Source organism: Nesterenkonia suensis, from assembly GCF_054782935.1.
On record NZ_BAAGRN010000009.1, the window covers coordinates 326206 to 341901 of the forward strand.

General features: G+C 67.3%; 25 protein-coding genes. 1 reads left to right on the forward strand and 24 read right to left on the reverse strand.

Going from position 1 to position 15696, the window contains the following annotated elements; translation table 11 throughout:
• Genes ACYVKI_RS10155 through ACYVKI_RS10195 form a run of 9 tightly spaced genes read right to left on the reverse strand, consistent with a single transcriptional unit; the run spans nucleotide 1 to nucleotide 8411 of the window.
• Nucleotides 1–600 carry a hypothetical protein gene (locus ACYVKI_RS10155; protein ID WP_460690227.1) on the reverse strand — a complete coding sequence of 200 codons (600 nt, stop codon included), beginning with the start codon at nucleotides 598–600 and terminating at the stop codon, nucleotides 1–3.
• A gap of 2 nt (nucleotides 601–602) precedes the next feature.
• Nucleotides 603–1100, reverse strand: a complete 498-nt coding sequence (locus ACYVKI_RS10160; RefSeq protein WP_460690228.1) for a hypothetical protein — start codon at nucleotides 1098–1100, stop codon at nucleotides 603–605.
• Nucleotides 1101–1132: 32 nt separating this feature from the next.
• Nucleotides 1133–2020 carry a phage major capsid protein gene (locus ACYVKI_RS10165; RefSeq protein WP_460690229.1) on the reverse strand — a complete coding sequence of 296 codons (888 nt, stop codon included), beginning with the start codon at nucleotides 2018–2020 and terminating at the stop codon, nucleotides 1133–1135.
• 27 nt (nucleotides 2021–2047) lie between these two features.
• Entirely contained in the window at nucleotides 2048–2422 is a 375-nt protein-coding gene (locus tag ACYVKI_RS10170; RefSeq protein ID WP_460690230.1) for a capsid cement protein, read from the reverse strand.
• A complete protein-coding gene (locus ACYVKI_RS10175; RefSeq protein WP_460690231.1) occupies nucleotides 2422–3930 on the reverse strand; it encodes a phage protease in 1509 nt (502 codons plus the stop codon). Before ACYVKI_RS10175 ends, ACYVKI_RS10170 begins: the two co-directional genes overlap by 1 nt.
• Nucleotides 3931–3974: 44 nt before the next feature.
• Nucleotides 3975–4892, reverse strand: coding sequence for a hypothetical protein (locus ACYVKI_RS10180; protein WP_460690232.1), 918 nt, complete (start codon nucleotides 4890–4892; stop codon nucleotides 3975–3977).
• Nucleotides 4889–6421, reverse strand: a complete 1533-nt coding sequence (locus ACYVKI_RS10185) for a phage portal protein family protein (protein WP_460690233.1) — start codon at nucleotides 6419–6421, stop codon at nucleotides 4889–4891. The genes ACYVKI_RS10180 and ACYVKI_RS10185 overlap by 4 nt, the downstream gene beginning before the upstream one ends.
• A gap of 47 nt (nucleotides 6422–6468) precedes the next feature.
• Complete coding sequence (locus tag ACYVKI_RS10190; RefSeq protein WP_460690234.1) at nucleotides 6469–7923, reverse strand: phage terminase large subunit; 1455 nt, start codon at nucleotides 7921–7923, stop codon at nucleotides 6469–6471.
• Nucleotides 7920–8411 (reverse strand): hypothetical protein, encoded by a 492-nt coding sequence (locus tag ACYVKI_RS10195; protein ID WP_460690235.1) that lies wholly within the window; start codon nucleotides 8409–8411, stop codon nucleotides 7920–7922. Before ACYVKI_RS10195 ends, ACYVKI_RS10190 begins: the two co-directional genes overlap by 4 nt.
• A gap of 113 nt (nucleotides 8412–8524) precedes the next feature.
• On the opposite strand from ACYVKI_RS10195, the gene ACYVKI_RS10200 reads away from it, so the two are divergent.
• Complete coding sequence (locus ACYVKI_RS10200) at nucleotides 8525–8800, forward strand: hypothetical protein (protein WP_460690236.1); 276 nt, start codon at nucleotides 8525–8527, stop codon at nucleotides 8798–8800.
• A gap of 88 nt (nucleotides 8801–8888) precedes the next feature.
• Here the strand turns inward: ACYVKI_RS10200 and ACYVKI_RS10205 are convergent, their stop codons facing one another.
• The 15 genes from ACYVKI_RS10205 to ACYVKI_RS10275 form a co-directional block, all read right to left on the reverse strand.
• The gene (locus ACYVKI_RS10205; RefSeq protein WP_460690237.1) at nucleotides 8889–9545 is read right to left on the reverse strand and encodes a hypothetical protein; all 657 of its coding nucleotides are present in this window, start codon (nucleotides 9543–9545) and stop codon (nucleotides 8889–8891) included.
• A gap of 86 nt (nucleotides 9546–9631) precedes the next feature.
• Nucleotides 9632–10033 (reverse strand): hypothetical protein, encoded by a 402-nt coding sequence (locus ACYVKI_RS10210; protein ID WP_460690238.1) that lies wholly within the window; start codon nucleotides 10031–10033, stop codon nucleotides 9632–9634.
• Between the two features lie 188 nt (nucleotides 10034–10221).
• Nucleotides 10222–11166, reverse strand: coding sequence for an AbiTii domain-containing protein (locus ACYVKI_RS10215; RefSeq protein ID WP_460690239.1), 945 nt, complete (start codon nucleotides 11164–11166; stop codon nucleotides 10222–10224).
• On the reverse strand, nucleotides 11163–11612 hold the full coding sequence (locus tag ACYVKI_RS10220; RefSeq protein ID WP_460690240.1) for a hypothetical protein: 450 nt from the start codon (nucleotides 11610–11612) through the stop codon (nucleotides 11163–11165). The genes ACYVKI_RS10215 and ACYVKI_RS10220 overlap by 4 nt, the downstream gene beginning before the upstream one ends.
• A gap of 97 nt (nucleotides 11613–11709) precedes the next feature.
• On the reverse strand, nucleotides 11710–12171 hold the full coding sequence (locus tag ACYVKI_RS10225; RefSeq protein WP_460690241.1) for a helix-turn-helix domain-containing protein: 462 nt from the start codon (nucleotides 12169–12171) through the stop codon (nucleotides 11710–11712).
• Nucleotides 12168–12488: a hypothetical protein gene (locus ACYVKI_RS10230; RefSeq protein WP_460690242.1), complete on the reverse strand. Its 321-nt coding sequence runs from the start codon at nucleotides 12486–12488 to the stop codon at nucleotides 12168–12170. The genes ACYVKI_RS10225 and ACYVKI_RS10230 overlap by 4 nt, the downstream gene beginning before the upstream one ends.
• Nucleotides 12489–12533: 45 nt before the next feature.
• Entirely contained in the window at nucleotides 12534–12908 is a 375-nt protein-coding gene (locus ACYVKI_RS10235) for a hypothetical protein (RefSeq protein WP_460690243.1), read from the reverse strand.
• Nucleotides 12901–13083 carry a hypothetical protein gene (locus ACYVKI_RS10240; RefSeq protein ID WP_460690244.1) on the reverse strand — a complete coding sequence of 61 codons (183 nt, stop codon included), beginning with the start codon at nucleotides 13081–13083 and terminating at the stop codon, nucleotides 12901–12903. Before ACYVKI_RS10240 ends, ACYVKI_RS10235 begins: the two co-directional genes overlap by 8 nt.
• Complete coding sequence (locus tag ACYVKI_RS10245) at nucleotides 13080–13541, reverse strand: hypothetical protein (RefSeq protein WP_460690245.1); 462 nt, start codon at nucleotides 13539–13541, stop codon at nucleotides 13080–13082. The genes ACYVKI_RS10240 and ACYVKI_RS10245 overlap by 4 nt, the downstream gene beginning before the upstream one ends.
• On the reverse strand, nucleotides 13538–13747 hold the full coding sequence (locus ACYVKI_RS10250) for a hypothetical protein (RefSeq protein ID WP_460690246.1): 210 nt from the start codon (nucleotides 13745–13747) through the stop codon (nucleotides 13538–13540). Before ACYVKI_RS10250 ends, ACYVKI_RS10245 begins: the two co-directional genes overlap by 4 nt.
• Nucleotides 13744–13971 (reverse strand): hypothetical protein, encoded by a 228-nt coding sequence (locus tag ACYVKI_RS10255; protein WP_460690247.1) that lies wholly within the window; start codon nucleotides 13969–13971, stop codon nucleotides 13744–13746. Before ACYVKI_RS10255 ends, ACYVKI_RS10250 begins: the two co-directional genes overlap by 4 nt.
• Entirely contained in the window at nucleotides 13968–14306 is a 339-nt protein-coding gene (locus ACYVKI_RS10260) for a hypothetical protein (RefSeq protein WP_460690248.1), read from the reverse strand. Before ACYVKI_RS10260 ends, ACYVKI_RS10255 begins: the two co-directional genes overlap by 4 nt.
• Before the next feature lie 138 nt (nucleotides 14307–14444).
• A complete protein-coding gene (locus ACYVKI_RS10265; RefSeq protein WP_460690249.1) occupies nucleotides 14445–14675 on the reverse strand; it encodes a hypothetical protein in 231 nt (76 codons plus the stop codon).
• Entirely contained in the window at nucleotides 14668–14973 is a 306-nt protein-coding gene (locus ACYVKI_RS10270; protein WP_460690250.1) for a hypothetical protein, read from the reverse strand. Before ACYVKI_RS10270 ends, ACYVKI_RS10265 begins: the two co-directional genes overlap by 8 nt.
• Nucleotides 14966–15691 carry a hypothetical protein gene (locus ACYVKI_RS10275; protein WP_460690251.1) on the reverse strand — a complete coding sequence of 242 codons (726 nt, stop codon included), beginning with the start codon at nucleotides 15689–15691 and terminating at the stop codon, nucleotides 14966–14968. The genes ACYVKI_RS10270 and ACYVKI_RS10275 overlap by 8 nt, the downstream gene beginning before the upstream one ends.
• Nucleotides 15692–15696 lie beyond the last annotated feature (5 nt).

The window sequence follows — 15696 nt, forward strand, 5'->3', positions numbered from 1 at the left end:
TCACCACCCGCCCGGGGACTCTGCCCCAGGGGCGCGCCCCGCTGAGCGGGGCCGGTGGCGCAGGTGGTCCGTGTTGTCCCGCACCCAGGTGTCGGTGAACACCACGGGCGGGAACGCGGCGGCGGCGTGGTCCCCGGCGACGTCGGGGGTCTCGCCTTCATCTCCATCGTTGAGCCGGGAGCTGAGGGCTTCCTCCAGATCGTCCAGTCCCTGCCGGTACCGGGTCCACAGCACGTGCCCGTAGGATCCCTGGTCGTTGACCCCGGCCCGCTGCGGGTAGGCGGCGTCCACAAGGTAGGCGGCGGCCCCGACCTCCACCACGGTCCCCATGGCGGTCTCGAACTCGTCCCGTGCCGTCGGGGACAGCCGGGAGCGCCGGTGGAGCCGGGTCGAGACCACAGCCCCCACACGCTCAATCCAGCCAGCCACGTTCTCCAAGGACACCCGCCGGGACATGTTCGGCTGTTCACCAGCTTCGAAGACATCGTTGCTGACGACAGCTCCGCCCTCGACACTGAGGAACACGTCGGCCTGGGATGCCACCGCCACTACATCCGTGACGGAGACACCCCAGGCCACCGTGGAGTCCTGATCGGACATGCTCAGACCGCCCGGAGGATCCCGGCCCGCACACCACGGGCCAGCTGCTCCCCGGTGACGGTGATCATGTCACCCTTGCGGGCGGACGCACCGGTCCGGGTGTAGACGTCCGAGACCACCTGAGCCTCCACCAGGTCGCCGGCGTCCACCGACACGTCCGTGGTCTCCTCGACCGGTGTGTCTGTCGGGGTTTCCTCGGCAGGGGTCTCCTGTGGCTGTGCCTCGCCGGTGACGAACCGCGACAGCAGAGGGTCAGGGTCAGCCCTGCCACTCTCGGCGGCAGGGTCCTGGTCAGCATCACCCCCAGCGCCGCCGTCCTGCGCACCGTCGCTGGTGGCGGTGGTGTCTTCGACGGTTGACGCGCCCTCAGGCTGCGCCTCGGCGCCGGCTTCCACCGTCTCCTCCACCTCCACCTGGTCCTCAGCCTGCTTGGCCTTGGACGCCGTGGTGGTGCGCTTCTGGGTCGTGCTCTGCTGGGTTTTCCTCTGCCGTGCAGCCATGCTGACCAGGCCCTCCCGTGTCTCGGTTCGAATCAGTTGCGGAATCCGGTGATCTTCACCGCGGCGAGCGGGTCAGTGATGATCGGGACGATGTGCCGCCACGCCTGGATGATCGCGACCTGGCGGACGTCATCATCGAAGGAGTGGACCTGCAGGCCGCCGCCGGCGTCACGCACGGACCCGATGACCTCCCGCTGGAACGCCCAGATGGTGCCCTCCGGCACGGACGGGGAGGTGATCCACTCCAGACCGGCGATGCCGTCGATGTCCCCAGACAGGGCCGGGTTCAGCTCACGACTCTCGCGGGGGAACTGGTCCCGGATCTCACGCGACAGCAGGAAGTCCCGCTTGTCGACGGGGTTCACCAGGGCGAGGTTCGCCTGGTATGCGAAGTCCTCGTCCTCTTCCACGACGGCGGCGGCGCGCATGATGTCACCCACCGGGTCGGACCCGGACTCGCCCCAGGCGGTGCCGACACCGAAGGTGCGCACGTTCTGGTTCGCGGTCAGCGCGGACACGGACACCTGGTTGACCTTCTGGATGACGCGCTGCCGCAGCAGGTTCATCTTCCGAGTCATGGTGTCCCACTCGTTGCGGTCCCGGGCCTCCCAGGTCAGATCGGCACGGCCACCGAACTTCTGGGTCTTCGCGGTCTTGGGCTCGATGGTGTCCCCGTCGAGGTGAGGGAACTCCGCACCGGGGGCGATGGCCTCAGCCTCACGCTCACCGCCGACGCGGCCGGTGACCTCGTCGTAGACGACGGCGCCGTTGTTCGCCGGGCCCTGCGCGAACGCGTAGTCCGCGATGGTGGCCTTGTTGATCAGCTCATCGAGGTCGCGGCGGATCTCGGTCGGGTTGGACACGTAGTCCCGCAGCTTCGGCTGAACCTGCGCCGGCGGGTAGAAGCCAGTGTTAGGCATTTGAAGTGGTTTCCTTCCAGGTCAGGTTCACTTGAGCAGGATCGGAGCGTCAGCCCCGGTGGCCGCGTTGGCGACGGCGTAACCGACGACGACCGCTCCCTCGGAGGTGGGAGCGACCTGCCCGTCAGCACCGACGGACACCTCGGTGCCGGCGGTGATGTCATCGGCAGCAGTCACGGTGACGACACCGGCGACGTGGACGTGCACGTGGTCGCCCTGCTCGATGTCGTGCCCGGCGACGCCGAGCACCGGGTCACCAGCTGCGGCCGGGGCGATGTCGGGCAGGGTGCCCCGGCCACCCGGGACTGCCTTCACGAACCGCTTGCCAGTGATGGCGGCGGTGGCGTGGCCGGTGACGTCCTGGCCGGGCTTGAAGAACGGTGCAACAGTGTTGGCAGGCATCAGCGGGCCTCACTCTCAGTGGTGTCGGTGGGAAGTCCCAGCAGCTCCCGGCGGGCCTGGCGCTCCAGGCGGGCGACCTCGTCGTCACCGGAAGCCATGACGGCCTCGTGGGTGCCGACCTCGGTGACCGGGATCGTGGGGGACAGGTTGGACAGGAACTTCTCAGCGGCCTCGGGAGCCTCAGAGAACAGTGCCCGCACGTTGGCCTCCTCGCGGGGACTGATCTTCCCGGCGCGCTTGGCGGCGGCGATCTGCTCGTCCACGTGGGTGGCCTGCCGCTCCGCCTGAATGTCGGAGAGCTGGACCTTCATCTCGGCGTAGTCCTTGAGCAGCTCCTCCAGACGGGCCTCGGAGAGCTGCACGGTGGACGGTGCGGAGGCGGCCACAGGCTGAGCGGCCGGGGCCTGCGCTGCGGGAGCCTCACCGTCACCCTCCTGGCCGGTGTCGTCGGTGGGGGTCTCACCGTCGGCGTTGGCCGTGCCGGTGTCGCCGCTGGTCGTGTCGTTGGCCTCGAACGCCGTGTTCACCGCCTCGACCACCTTCTCGGCGGTGGCGTCGGCGGGGAGTCCGAGCTGCTGGCGCAGACCCTGCAGGGTCTCTTCGCTGAGCATGGGGGTTTCTCCTTCGGTCGCGGGTTCCGCCACCGGCTCGGCGGCGTCCGTGGCACCAGGATCAGAGGCCCGCGCATGCTGGTGTGGGACGGTCCCCGCACTGACCTGGCTCGCGGTGTCGGTGACGGGTTCGAAGGAGTGTCGGGCCACCACCTGCTCGGGGTCACCGGTCCAGACGACCTGGTTCCCGTCGACCTGATACGAACGACGCAGCGTGCTCACCCCGGTGGAGGTCTCGATCTCGTAGAAGGCCTGCTCGTCGTCCCAGTCGAGGAGGTACGGCCACATGACATCACCGGCCACCTCGAGCGCCCGGACAGCGGCGCGCAGCGCGTCGTCCAGCTCCTGCTTCGTCATCTCACCAGGCAGAGACGCAGCCACCTGCACCCGCTCACCCCCGGAGGCGTGCACCAGACGGCCGGTGATCTTGTCGCTGAACGCGGTGTGCACCTCGGCCAGATTCTTCACCGCCGGCGGGGTCGCACCCAGCAGCGCCAACCCGGTCAGCACCGCCGGGTACTCCTCAGCCACGTTGCCCTGCTCGTCCTTGAGGACCAGGTTGAACGTGGCCTCCATGGACCGGTGCGGGTAGGCCGAGGGCAGCTTCTCCACCAGGTCGGCCGGGGCGTTGACCCAGTCGGCCAGCAGGGTCGTCTCGTCGTCGGAAACCTGCAGATTGGTCAGCTGCCCGTAGGCGGGTGCACCGTCGCCCCACTCGGGGTTCTCCACTGCGGCGTTGACGTGCCCGATCTTCACCACCGGCTTCGGGAGCCGCCCAGACTCGGCGGCCTCCACCATGTGGTGCAGGTCCTCGGCAGTGACAGTGAACTCGCCGGTGCCGGCTTTGTGGGTGCCGACCTTGACGATCTCGATTCCTGTGACGGTCGTGTAGTCCATGCCCCCCAGGGTCAGCGGCCCATGGGGCCGGGTGGGGGACGGGGTCAGTTGTCGAGTTGTGAAGCCGAGAACAGGAAGGCTAGATTGCCGCGGCATCGGGCACCGCCGAGGCAGTTGGTGAACTGGCCCGAGGGGTAGAACTGGCGTGCCTCCGCCAGGGAGGCGAAGTTTCGGCCGTCGATCAGCTCACACTGTTCACACTGGTTGCCGTCCATGATCTCGATGGCCCACACCTCGACGGGCTCCAGCTGGGGTGTCTGTTCGACGGTGTCGATCCGGCCGCGTCCGCCACTGTTGTTGACTGCTTGGCGGGCCTGGTCCCGGGAGCCGTCGATCTTGATGTCATCGAGGACCCGCTCGACCTCGTCGGAGGTGATCTGCGGGCGGGCCAGGGTGGCCTGGTCGGAGAGGTCGTCCTCAATCTTGCGGGTGATCCTCCGCCACGGGTGCTGCGCCACCGTGGCCGCCTGCTCTTGGAACGTCTCGACCGGCAATGTTGCGGGGTTGAGGCCGGTGACGCTCACGCCTTGCCGTCCAGCCTCTTCGATCACCCTCCGGCCACCGGCCAAGTAGAGGGCGGCGAGGATCCCCGCGATCGCCAGCCCTAACCGGGCTTCGGACTCCTGCACCTGGTCGGGCTGGTCGGTGGTGAGCCGGTGGATGACCTCGTGCGCCTCAGCCGGGGTCCGGGGCTCCCTGTCTTCACCGAACAGCTCTACCAGGATCAGGGATTTCACCTCGTTGTGAAGGTCCTCGAGCAGGGCGGTGGCCTCGTCCACTGCGGCGTCGAGGTCGTCCTCGATGTCAGCGAACCGCACTTCAGCGGTGAGCTCCCGGTCGGTCAGGGCGCGCTGCGCTACACGCGGCGCCCTCCTCTGGTGCTGTTGCTCGGTGATCCGCAGCGTCTCCTGATGCTCAGCAGCCAGCAGCACTGTGAGCAGTCGCTTCTGGTCCAGGGTCACTGGCGGTCACCTCGCCGACGGCGCCCCTGGTAGCTCTGCATCAGCTCAGCGATCAGCTCATCCATGCCGGCCAGGGCCGGCTGCGAGGCCGCCACCGGGGCGCGATCCTCGGCGTGCATGCGTGCCGACTGGACCGTGACCGGGGCCAGGCCAGTGTGCGGGAGGTCCCCGAGCCCAGCAGCCTGCGCGGAAGCGGCTGGTTCGAACCCGGCACGGACCAGCGCGCCAGCGGTCTCCGCGTTGTCCGCAGTCTCCGAGGGCACCCGGGAGGTGCCGGCGTCGGCGGCAGGTAGCCCGGATCGGGTCCGCACCCAGGACTCCAGGTCATCATCGGCCCGCACCACGCCGCCGCTGACCAGGGACACCAGGGCGTCGAGCGCGATGCCCTGGGCTGCCTTCAGGTCCCCGGGAGTGATGGTCGGGTAGGGCTCGTCGGTGCCGAAGTTGTACTCGACCAGGTCACGGACGATGTGCTCGGTGGCGGTCTCGGCGATGCTGTCTGCGAAGGCCTGCACGCTGTCCATGAACACGTCCCGCAGCGTCTCTCCCAGGGACCGGGCGCCAGCGTCGTGGCCGAGGTCCAGGAACATGGCCAGCGCTGATCGGGCGATCTCCTGGTCGTGGTACTTGATCCGTTCGATCAGGTCCACGGTGGAGCCCTGGACGCCCTTGATGCTCAGACTCATGCCCGTGGGGAGGGCGACTCCGGCTGACTCGCCAGCGCGTAGGGAGGTCGCGATCGCTTCCGCCCGCGCCTTGTCCTCGGCGTTGTCACGGTCGTAGGTGACCTCCGGGATGCCCATGCTGTTGCGTTCGGCGGCTTGGGCGTCGAGGCGGATCAGCACGTCCTTGATCAGCCAGTGCTTATACGCCTGCCGCAGGATCGACCGCCCGGACCAGTCGGCGCCCTCCATCCGGTGGGTGTACATCACCAGCCGGTCCACCCCGATGCTGATACCCCTGCGCCCCGTAGCCGGGTCTGCTGTCTCCTGGTGCACGGCGACCAGCCCGCCGTCAGCGCCGGTCTCGATCCGCTGGATCGTCCTCGGCAACCGGGGGGCCAGCTTCCGCAGATGCACCACCTCACCGGTGACACCCTGGTCCGCACGGGCTGGGCCGATGCTGTAGACCTGCTCGAATGGCATGAACCCGGCCCAGAGCATGTGGCAGGCCTGCTCGACATGCTCGGTCCAGGAGATCCCTTCCCGACGGCGGCGGGCCCTCGCCTCACCTGGGGCGGGCAGCCCCAGCTCGGAGCGCACGAACTGCGCCACCTTCTCATCCACCCCTTCGGTGTCGAGCTGCCACCCGGCCTTCACCACAGGCAGGGTCAGCGCGGAGAGCACCGACCCGACATGCCCGTCCTCGGACCGCATGCGATCGAACACAGCGATGCTGCGCGGGAACTGCAGCTCCCAGGACCGCTCCAGCGGGTCCACCTCGAAAGTGCCCTGCCCCCCGGTGTGGGGGTTCCAGGACGGGCGGATGCCGCCGGGGGTGCCTTGCTCATGAGTCGGAGGAGTCGCCATGCACACCACCATCCGGTCGGGCCTCTCTCCGGTGTGGGACGGGGTGGTCAGAAGGCGGCCTGCCCCAGTCCAGCCGTGAGCGACCTCGCCCCGGGGGAGACCGGCAGCTGGTCTGCGGCCTGCTGCTGTTCCTTCGCGGTCAGCACCCTCTTGCCCGCCAGGTACATCAGCCCGTAGCGCAGGCTGTCCGCCAGGTGATCCTCCGCGGTGGTGTCCACGTCCTCTGGACGCTTCTGATCCCGGGGAAGGGCCGGCAGGGTACGGATGAGCTCCACGCAGTGGTCGTGGACCAGGAGCCGGGGGAGCCCGTCCTCTCGGATCCGCAGATGCTCATCCACGAGCGCCCACCCGTTGACGCGGGCGTTGACCGCCTTCATCGGGGTGCGGCCCAGGACCTGCTGGTAGGCGTGTGCCGGAGTGCCGGGGGCAGGCTTGTCCGGGTTCAGGGACTTCGCCGCCCCGGCTGTGGACCTGTTCCACATGGACGGGTCACACACCACCGGGATCTTCTCCCCGGATTGGGCCTCCTCATCGGATGACAGGTCGCGGATCAGCTCGGCCTGCTGGGCGGGGGTGAGGTTCTTGGCGTAGGCCTCCCGGTAGACGACCACCATGTCGTCGGTGAGCTTCACCAGCCACACGGCGGCGAACGGGGCCGCGTGACCGTAGTCCACGGCGATGACCTTCTGCCCGGTGCTGATCGGGACGGGCAGCTGCTCTGGGCGGATGACGTGGGCGCTGGCCCGCCAGTCCTTGAATCGGACGCCTTCCAGGACGTCCCAGTCGCCGTCGCGCAGAGCCTTCCGCTGGGTCTCGGGCAGCGCGTTGAGCATGTCGATGTACTCGGGGTTCACGCTGGGGTTGTCGGTCACCCTCGAGGGGATGTAGCAGCGGGTGCCTGGCCGGGGCTCATCCGGGGTGGGGGTGGTGCGGAAGATCTTCCCCGCAGGTGCCGGGTCTACGAAGCGGGCTTTGATGAAGTGATGCCCGGGCCCTCCGGGGTTCGCGGTCGCGATGATCCTGGGGCGGAGACCCAGCTCTCTCATTCGCTTCTGCACGGCCCCTGCGGCGCGCAGCCGAGACTTCATGTAGAGGTACTGGGACTCGGTGAAGTGCGTGGCCTCCTCGAACACGCAGAGCTGGTACTGGGCGCCCTGGTACTTGAGGACGTCGTCCTTGCGCTGGAGGTGCCCGAGCTCGATGATCGCCCCGTTGGCGAAGGTCCACACGTGCTTGGAGTGGTTGTAGGTGGCCAGCCCCTGGGGGATCTCCTTCTTCATCTCTTCCTCGACGGACCGCTGCAGGTCGGGGAAGGTGCGGCGGAAGATCACAGTGCGTGAGTCGGGCACCTGGACGGCGAAGGAGATAGCCTCCGCCCGCGCCCAATGCGACTTGCCCCCGCCGGCTGCCCCACCGAACAGCAGCTCGTCCACCAGGACGCTGTGGGCCTCGGCCTGTTTGGGGTGTGGGGTGTAGTCGTACCGGAGGGGGCCTCCGTTCACTGGCCGCCTCCGTCGGCGGGGATCTCCACCTCGACCTCGGAGCGGGTCTTGTCCACCACGGTGCCGTCGATGATGACCTGGATGTTCCCGTTGGAGCCGAGCTGCATGTCTGCCTGCTCGTCCAGGCCGAGCATCTTGGCGCGGCGCTCCTTGATCTTCACGATCCGGTCGACGGTCTCGAGCACGGGGAACAGGTCCCGGCCGTGCAGGAGGGTGAAGTCGGCGTCGAGCACGGTGGGGAGCAGTTTGTGTTCGAGGGCTTGGAGCTGCAGGAGCTCGCGGGCGCGGATCTCCTGGATGGCTTCGACGTTCTGCTTCACGTGCTCTTCCAGGGCTTGCTGGACGAGGTTGTACGCGGAGGCCTTGGACTTGTAGCCCAGGGTTTTGGCGATCTGGTCGTAGGTGTGTCCGTGGGCGAGGAGGTCGAGGGCGGAGGCTTTGCGCTGCTCCATGGTGGCTTTGTCTGTGCGGCGGCGGGCTGCTCCCATGTCGGTGGCTCCGTTCGGTGTCGTGCGGGTTGTCTCGGTGGGTTCAACCTTGGACCTGTGCCGGGCGCTGGTGGGGGACGGGCCGATCACGCGGGTGCTATAGTTGGTGTGTCATGAGTGCGCCAGATGAGATGATCACCCTCCCCGAGGTGGCCGAAGCCATCGGCATCAGCGTCCGGTCCCTCCAGGTCGAGAAAGCCCGGACGGACAAGCGCCGCCGCGACGGCAAGCCTGGCCGCCATGACCTGCCACCCTCAGAGGGGCGGGCCCCTTTGCCTGAACGGTTCCGGTCTGACTCGCCCCGTGGCCGGAAGGACTCGGCGGCCTGGCGGCGCCGCACGATCGAACCATGGATCCATGAGCGAGTCGCCCGCCTCGGCCGCGACTAGCCCGCCCCCAGCAGGGCGGCAACCAGGCCTGCCAGCGCCAGCAGCGCGCACAGGGCGGCCACCGCGGCATCGTTGCACGGGTGCGGGGTCACGCCGCCACGCTCACGGGCAGCTGCTCATCCTGACGCCAGCGCCCCTTCCGCGCCCGCACAGCCTGGACCTCCCGAGCCGCTTCTGACAGCACCCTCGCCTGCCGGGCCTTCCTCCGCCGGCGCCGCACATCAGCCGGGGTGTCCAGCGTCGGGTCCCGCGGGTCGCACACCCTGGCCAGGTGAGACGGGTGCCCATTGGCCGACAGGACGGGGGTGCCCCTGCGGCCGGGCCTGTCACTCTCGGCGTACTGGTGGGGCTCCGCGTGGGGGAGCAGCTGATCGAGACCGCTGATGGGCTCCTGGATGACCTCAGCGGCCAGCGCCACAGCTGGATTCCTGGCCCCGGTCTTGGAGGCCATGGCCCGGGTGAGGGTGGTGGTCTCAGAGTCGAGGAGGCCGGCGTCGCGTAGGTCGAGGAGCGCGGCCCGCAGGTGGGCCTGTCGGTCGTCAGAGAGGGTGCCGGTGGTGTCGCCGAGGCGGGCTGCTGCCTCGAGGGTGATGGTGACCGCTTCTGCGACGACCTCGGCTGGGTAGATGGTGAGGGCGGGGTCGCCGAGGTAGATGATGCCTACCCCGTCGCAGATGAGGCAGTCGGGGTCGATGAGGTGGTTCTCGCGGTGTGTGCAGGCGGGGCAGAGTTGGCGGGATGTCACGGGTGCACCTCACGAAGCCGGGTTGTGTGATCCGGTTCAATGGTACCCCGTAGACCCCATGATGGGGTCGTGTTGCCTCCGCGTGTTCAGGTCTTCCGCATGGAGAGTTTCCGCAGCCGCAGGGACCAGCCGGAGACGCCCTCGACCTGCTGGTGGTCCTGCCACCCGTTGGCTCGGGCGGCGTCCACGAACCGTGCGAGCTCCCCGAGGGTGAGGCCCCGCTTGTTCTCCACGATGACCTGCAGCGGGTCACCCTCCGTCACAGGCGGGGCTGCCGCCCGTGACGGGGCGGGAGTCTGCTGCTGGACCGGCTCGGGCTCTGAGTCTGCCACGATCCACGCCCGCACCTCCTCGGTGTCCAGGTGCGGGGCGCGGGTGTACTCCACCTGGGTCTCCCGGTCCCGCACGTTGGCCCCGCCCAGGGTTTCCTGCGCGACGTCGCGCACCTCCCCGTCCAGGGGCCCGCCGATGAACTTGTCCTTGAACACCTAGTCCTCCCTCATCCTGGTCCGGGTCTGGTCCCTGTCCAGCTCCGCCTGCACGGCGCTGACCGTCCGACCCGCACGCCGCGCCACCTCCTCAACACTCACGCCAAGGGACAACAGGTATCGGATGTCAGAGCTCATCGTCTTCATCTCCTCTATCGACGGCACGGGTCGACTACTCGGTGGCCTTCTTACACCACGGGGATGGATCCGCCGAACTGGCCCAGCGCAAGCAACATCTGGCCTGCGATGATCTGAGCCGAGGCCTCTCCAGTGATCTTGAACGCGCCCTGCTTCACCTTCCCAACCCAGTCCTTGACCCGATCTCCAATCGTCCTGCCGTCGGCCTCCACAGCCTCCCGGAGCTCCGATACCGCGTCGTTACCGAGGCCAAGCTCCCGAGCCACCTTCAGGAGGCCGTCCACGTCTCCTTGGTTGACCGTCACGTCGATGTGCTGCGCCTGATACAGGTGCCCGGTCGCTCCCTGGTACACGTACTGGATGGTGAGGTTGTTGACCCGCTCCGGCATGCCCGGCCCGGCGTCGGCCCGGCCCGGCTCATCGTCCGGTGCCCCGTCCGGCGGGAGCTCCGACTCGATGCTGAGGCACAGCTCCAGCGCGGTGGTGCGAATCTGGTCCACCACGCCCGCGATGGTGGCAGGAGACAACTGCCGCCTCACGCCGTTGAGTACAGCGCCGCTTATCGCCGGTGCTTTCCTCTGATCGCCCCACTCACGGAGCTGGCTGATCACATGGACCCCGACATGATTCGAGGGACCATTGTCCTTGCCCACCCACTCGACCATCTCGCTCGCAGGATGGGTCAGCTGCACCTTGAACAGGCTGTCTCGGAAGCCGTCGTCGTCGGGAACGTCCGTCGGTGACGCGTAGCGCACTTCCTGCCCCATTCCGTACATGGGGACGAACGTAAAGGATACGGCGGTCGGAACGTCCTTCCGGTAATGGGGCAGCCGTGCTGGTTCCTCCCCGTATCCGTGCAGCTCGTTCTCCGCCCACTCTTTGAGTGCGGCCGATCCGACCCGATGGCCGACGGTGAGCAGGTTCCTCAGAACGGTGGTGAGGGGAGTGTTGTCATCGTTCGCGGCTTGGATCGCCTGGTCCAGGATGTCTCTCATGCCCACGCCACCCCGTCAGCGTCCAGCCCCCAGCGGGCGCGGTCGGCGTCCCAGTCCGTCATCCGCTTCTGCGGTCGGATCAGTTCCAGGATCACCTGTGCCGTCTCGTGGGTCAGCGGCTCCTGAAGCTGGTCCCGGTATCGGAAGAACCCGGCGGTGAGCGCGGCAGGACGAGGGAGCCGCCGGTTCGAGATAATGTCGTTGATGTTCTCCTGGAACTCCTGCGGGGTCAGCCACTGCTCATCGAAGATGCGTTTCGGTTCGTAGCAGTAGGCCTCGACGTAGAACTCCAGGAGCGAGTCGAGCTTCTTGGTGTGGATGAGGTATTCGAACGCCTCCCATGCGGGGTCGTCCTTAGGGCGGGATGCGTGTTGCCGGCGGAGCCGGACCGACGCGATAGCCACCGCGTCCTCTCGGGTGGTCTGGGAAAGCGCGAGCTCGGACATGTTCCGTGCTTCCTCTCATGGTGTGATTGACCGGGGCTGTGCGAACCCCGTACTCACCAGGGTATGTGAGGCCGCTGACAGTTGAGCTGTCTCGATGTCAGACCCGGGCGGGCTGGGCGGTGTGGGTGATGGTCGCGCCGACGGCGAGGGCGTACCTGCGGACCTCGGACATTCGCGGGTCGCGGCCGCACTGCTCCATGATCCGAACCTCGGTCACGGTGCGGCCCATCCGGTCGGCCACATGTGCGAGGGACAGTCCGCGCTGGTGCCTGATGGCGGTGAGGTCTTCCATGAGGGTGAAGTCCGCCTCGGTGAGCTGCCGGGCGAGTACGGATTCAGGGCCCTCCGGGTCTATGCCGAGCCGGGCGTACAGCCAGTCGAATTCCTCGCATGGGGTCTCGTCGCCGGGACCGGTGAACGGTGACGGTGCGGAGCACCGGGCGCACCCCGAGTTCTCTACGATGCCATCCCGGGTTGTGGTCACCCACTGGTGACCGCCGGGCCGCATCAGGCAGGCGAGGCGGTCCGTGATGTCCTCGAACCAGTCCAACGGGTTCATGGGGTCTCCTTGCGGGGTTCGGGGAAGGTCAGCCACCTGGGAATGTGCACGGTCCGCCAGTCGGTATCGGTGACCTCGATGAGTGTCACCGGGGTCCCGCTGCTGGTCGTGAGAACTTGGAGCTCTCCGTGCTTCTTGAATGCTGCCCTCCGGCGGACCAGCTTCCAGCGGATGACGCAGTTCGTGAGGACCCCGCCTATGGCGATCACGAGCGCGGCCCATACCCACGGTCTTCCCTGCCCCGCGAGGCCGAGGGAGACGCACCCGGTGGCGAGGGCGATGTGCAGCATGAGGTGTCGTAGGTCGTCGTAGCTCACTGGTCCTCCTTGTCGTCGGACCAGTGGATGAAGTCAGCGGTCTCCTCACTCATGGACGCCTCCCATCGCGTCCTGCATGTCTCGCACGGTCGGGCAGGGCCATGGAGCCGGGTCGAGGACATCGGTGTGGCACGAGGTGCACTCGTTGTGCTCATCGGGCGCGTGCTTCTCCATCACGGCTCGGATCACGGCCTCCATCCACACGGCGTCGGTGCGCATGGCGGCGATGAACTCCGCGTCGAACTGGCCGTCATCGTGCCCCTGGGTCACCTCATGGGCTATAACCAGGTCTCCCGGCTCCGGGTCATCCGCTATGACCTCGTGCCCGTAGTCCCCTTCTCTTGCCTCCCACGGTCCATCTGTGGCTCCGTCTGCGAGGGCCTTCACCCGGTCCAGACGGGCAATGATCTGGTCAGTCATCGGTGAACTCCTCAATCACAGCCGCAGTGATGTGCTCCGTCTGGGTGCGCTTACGGGCGTTCCCGGTGAATCCGCACAGGCAGGTGAGACCGTCGTCGCCGTAGCCGAAATGGTGCTTGGAGTCCACCTGGTATGCGGCTCGTCCCAGCCTCTCCCTAGCTTCCTGATCACTCATGTCTCGTCTCCTTCGAATCGGTGCGCACCTGACGCTCGGTGGGCCAGGCGCTGGATGACTTCTTGCGGCAGGTGTTCGGGGTGCTTCTGCACGATGGCTTTCTTGGCGACGGTGATCCGTCCGTCAGGGGCGACCTTCCAGAGGCCGCATCCGTGCGGGGCCATGACGTCCAGATCGTGCGGCACCGCGAAGACGAATCTGTGGACCACTCGCGCCCATGGGCGGCGCTTGTACCAGTCATCCCGTGCGAAGTCGGACCTGGTCGTCTTGATCTCGATGGCGGTGCGCTGGAAGGTGCGGATCATCAGGGCGTCGATTCGGCGCTCAGGCGGCATCCGGGTGCCCGGCTCGCAGAGTTCCAGCCAGTCAAGGTCGCTGATGGTCAGCTCGGGCACGATAGCCGCGTCCGTGTGCTTGGCCCGGATCGCGTCGAGGATGAGGGCGGCGGTGAGGCTCATGCGTCCTCCTTGACGATGCACACGCTCTCGATATGCCTGGGGTTGAAGAACACCTCTCGCCCCTCAACGAAAGTGCTGAAGTGATTGAATGATCCAATCGTCTTTATTGCGTCCACCAGCTGGCTGTACTCCTGTTCGGTAATGGGAGCCATGTCACCGGCGATCTTGCGGCCACTGACCGTGTGGATAATCAAGTACGCTTTCATGCTTCCTCCTCGGGTGTGTTGATTCGGCGTACGAGATGAGCGGCCATGCCCTCCTGGATAAGGCCGGTGGTCTGCGGCGTGCCGGTGGCCAGCAGCGCGTCACTGATCGTCCCGTCGTCCTCCATGCGGATAGCACGGGCCAGGACGATCACGTCCGTGACGGTATCTCCCGGCTCCAGCTCCTCCAGCGGCACCGCGTGACCGTAGATCGTGGTCTCACTCATGCGTCCTCCTTCGGCAGGCGGATCAGCTCGACGGGGCCAGACGCCGCCAAGGCCAGCCCGTCGTGGGTTGCCGCGTAACCGTCTTGCGCCACCCACGACCAGCCTTCGCGAAGGTCGCTCCGCACGTAGGCGCGATCCACCCAGTCCAGCACCACAGAACCGACGGGCAGCGCGTCCAGCTCCTCGGCTGTGCGGAGGATGATCGGCTCCGTGAGTGCGTGACGGGCACCGTCAGCGAATGCCTCGTCCAGCGACACAAGCCCGTCCATCTCCGTCGCGTACTTCAACGCCTCGTCGTGATGCGGCGTCAAGATGTCATCCAGATCAGTCGTCATCGTCGGTCCTCTCCTCCCTTGGCGCGCTCCCGCTGTCCGGGGCATGTGCACCCTGTCTGGAGCATGAAGAAGGTGCCGTCAGCGCGCCACCTGGGCTCGTGCTTGACGAAGTGCTCGCACCCGCAGTCTGGGCATTCCCTAATCGGTGGCATCATCGGTCCTCTCTGCTTTGCGCCTCTCGATAGCCTCATTGACCAGCCGCACCCCGAGTAGGAGTCTGAGCCCCTGGACGCCCTTGTCCCACTCGGCCCACGCGGCACCGACACGCTCGTGTAACTCCATGGACGGGTGCTGACCGGCGTCTTGTGGTGGCTCCTTGTCCAGCTCGTCGATGAGGTAGTCCAGAATCTTGTCTTCGAAGTCACTCATCGTCGGGCCTCTCGGTCTCGATCTGGTCGGCGCGGACTCGGATCTCCATCTCCGTCTGCCAGCGCTGATCCGTGCGGCCCTGGTCGTAGGTGGTGGGCGTGTAGGCGGGCACCTCGGCCATCGCGTCCGCGAACTCCCTGAGCGCTTCGGCCTTGGCGTCACGGATGATGCCCGCCAACCAGCGGTCGAACTCGGCACGTCGCCGCCGCTCGCGTGGAACGGGAACCTCGCTTCGCCCTGCCGTCATCTCTACGTAGGCGCGGGTGACGCCCTTTGTCGTCGGCACGTACTCACTCATCCGGCACCACCTTGGCGCGGACCACGGTGACCTCGGAAGGGAAGGCGAAGCGATCCCCGTCCGGCCAGCTTCGACCGTCTGTCCGCCACCAGGACAGGCCGTCCATGGAGTGGACGGTGATCGACTCGTCCAGCTCCACGCCCCTGAAATGAGTAACGATGCCCACGTCGCCCACCTCCGGCTCCCACGGCTCCGGCTCAGGGTCAGCGGGCGGGTCGGACAGGAGGACGATGCTGTCTGCGTCCTTGGCCGGCGGCCACAGGGCGTCACCGGAGAGTTCGGGTTCGTCGCTGGTGAGTTCCACGCGGAGCACCGCCCAGTGCGTGCCGAAACGCACCGCCACAACCTGCCCTTCCCGCAGCTCCTCCGGGGAGATCACACGGGGGACGGTGGTGCGGAGGCGGTCGAGTTCACAACGGAGAGCGCCCTCTCGCGCCAGCGTCTCTCCAAGCTTTCGGTGCGCTTCCATCACGTCGTCCCGCCCGCGCTCTTCATCCAGCTCGCAGGTAAGCCGATCAATCTCGGCGCGGGCCTCGTCGCGCTCGGCTGCGACACGCTCCAGGTCATCAGCATTCGCAGCACTCGTCTCACGTGCCCTGTCCCTCGCGGCCACGGCCTCGTCGCGCTCGTGGATCAGCTGCTCCACGTCGTCCGCGAGCTCGCGCAGATCCAGCGACTTGTCCCTTATGTGGGCCACCGTCTTGTCCAAGTTCGTCATGGTCG

What these genes read in the sequence shown, in the direction of transcription:
- ACYVKI_RS10155 (WP_460690227.1), bottom strand. Translation starts at nt 600, where the DNA reads ATGTCCGATCAGGACTCCACGGTGGCCTGGGGTGTCTCCGTCACGGAT.
- ACYVKI_RS10160 (WP_460690228.1), bottom strand. Translation starts at nt 1,100, where the DNA reads ATGGCTGCACGGCAGAGGAAAACCCAGCAGAGCACGACCCAGAAGCGC.
- ACYVKI_RS10165 (WP_460690229.1), bottom strand. Translation starts at nt 2,020, where the DNA reads ATGCCTAACACTGGCTTCTACCCGCCGGCGCAGGTTCAGCCGAAGCTG.
- ACYVKI_RS10170 (WP_460690230.1), bottom strand. Translation starts at nt 2,422, where the DNA reads ATGCCTGCCAACACTGTTGCACCGTTCTTCAAGCCCGGCCAGGACGTC.
- ACYVKI_RS10175 (WP_460690231.1), bottom strand. Translation starts at nt 3,930, where the DNA reads ATGGACTACACGACCGTCACAGGAATCGAGATCGTCAAGGTCGGCACC.
- ACYVKI_RS10185 (WP_460690233.1), bottom strand. Translation starts at nt 6,421, where the DNA reads ATGGCGACTCCTCCGACTCATGAGCAAGGCACCCCCGGCGGCATCCGC.
- ACYVKI_RS10195 (WP_460690235.1), bottom strand. Translation starts at nt 8,411, where the DNA reads ATGGGAGCAGCCCGCCGCCGCACAGACAAAGCCACCATGGAGCAGCGC.
- ACYVKI_RS10200 (WP_460690236.1), top strand. Translation starts at nt 8,525, where the DNA reads ATGAGTGCGCCAGATGAGATGATCACCCTCCCCGAGGTGGCCGAAGCC.
- ACYVKI_RS10215 (WP_460690239.1), bottom strand. Translation starts at nt 11,166, where the DNA reads ATGAGAGACATCCTGGACCAGGCGATCCAAGCCGCGAACGATGACAAC.
- ACYVKI_RS10220 (WP_460690240.1), bottom strand. Translation starts at nt 11,612, where the DNA reads ATGTCCGAGCTCGCGCTTTCCCAGACCACCCGAGAGGACGCGGTGGCT.
- ACYVKI_RS10225 (WP_460690241.1), bottom strand. Translation starts at nt 12,171, where the DNA reads ATGAACCCGTTGGACTGGTTCGAGGACATCACGGACCGCCTCGCCTGC.
- ACYVKI_RS10235 (WP_460690243.1), bottom strand. Translation starts at nt 12,908, where the DNA reads ATGACTGACCAGATCATTGCCCGTCTGGACCGGGTGAAGGCCCTCGCA.
- ACYVKI_RS10240 (WP_460690244.1), bottom strand. Translation starts at nt 13,083, where the DNA reads ATGAGTGATCAGGAAGCTAGGGAGAGGCTGGGACGAGCCGCATACCAG.
- ACYVKI_RS10245 (WP_460690245.1), bottom strand. Translation starts at nt 13,541, where the DNA reads ATGAGCCTCACCGCCGCCCTCATCCTCGACGCGATCCGGGCCAAGCAC.
- ACYVKI_RS10250 (WP_460690246.1), bottom strand. Translation starts at nt 13,747, where the DNA reads ATGAAAGCGTACTTGATTATCCACACGGTCAGTGGCCGCAAGATCGCC.
- ACYVKI_RS10255 (WP_460690247.1), bottom strand. Translation starts at nt 13,971, where the DNA reads ATGAGTGAGACCACGATCTACGGTCACGCGGTGCCGCTGGAGGAGCTG.
- ACYVKI_RS10260 (WP_460690248.1), bottom strand. Translation starts at nt 14,306, where the DNA reads ATGACGACTGATCTGGATGACATCTTGACGCCGCATCACGACGAGGCG.
- ACYVKI_RS10265 (WP_460690249.1), bottom strand. Translation starts at nt 14,675, where the DNA reads ATGAGTGACTTCGAAGACAAGATTCTGGACTACCTCATCGACGAGCTG.
- ACYVKI_RS10270 (WP_460690250.1), bottom strand. Translation starts at nt 14,973, where the DNA reads ATGAGTGAGTACGTGCCGACGACAAAGGGCGTCACCCGCGCCTACGTA.
- ACYVKI_RS10275 (WP_460690251.1), bottom strand. Translation starts at nt 15,691, where the DNA reads ATGACGAACTTGGACAAGACGGTGGCCCACATAAGGGACAAGTCGCTG.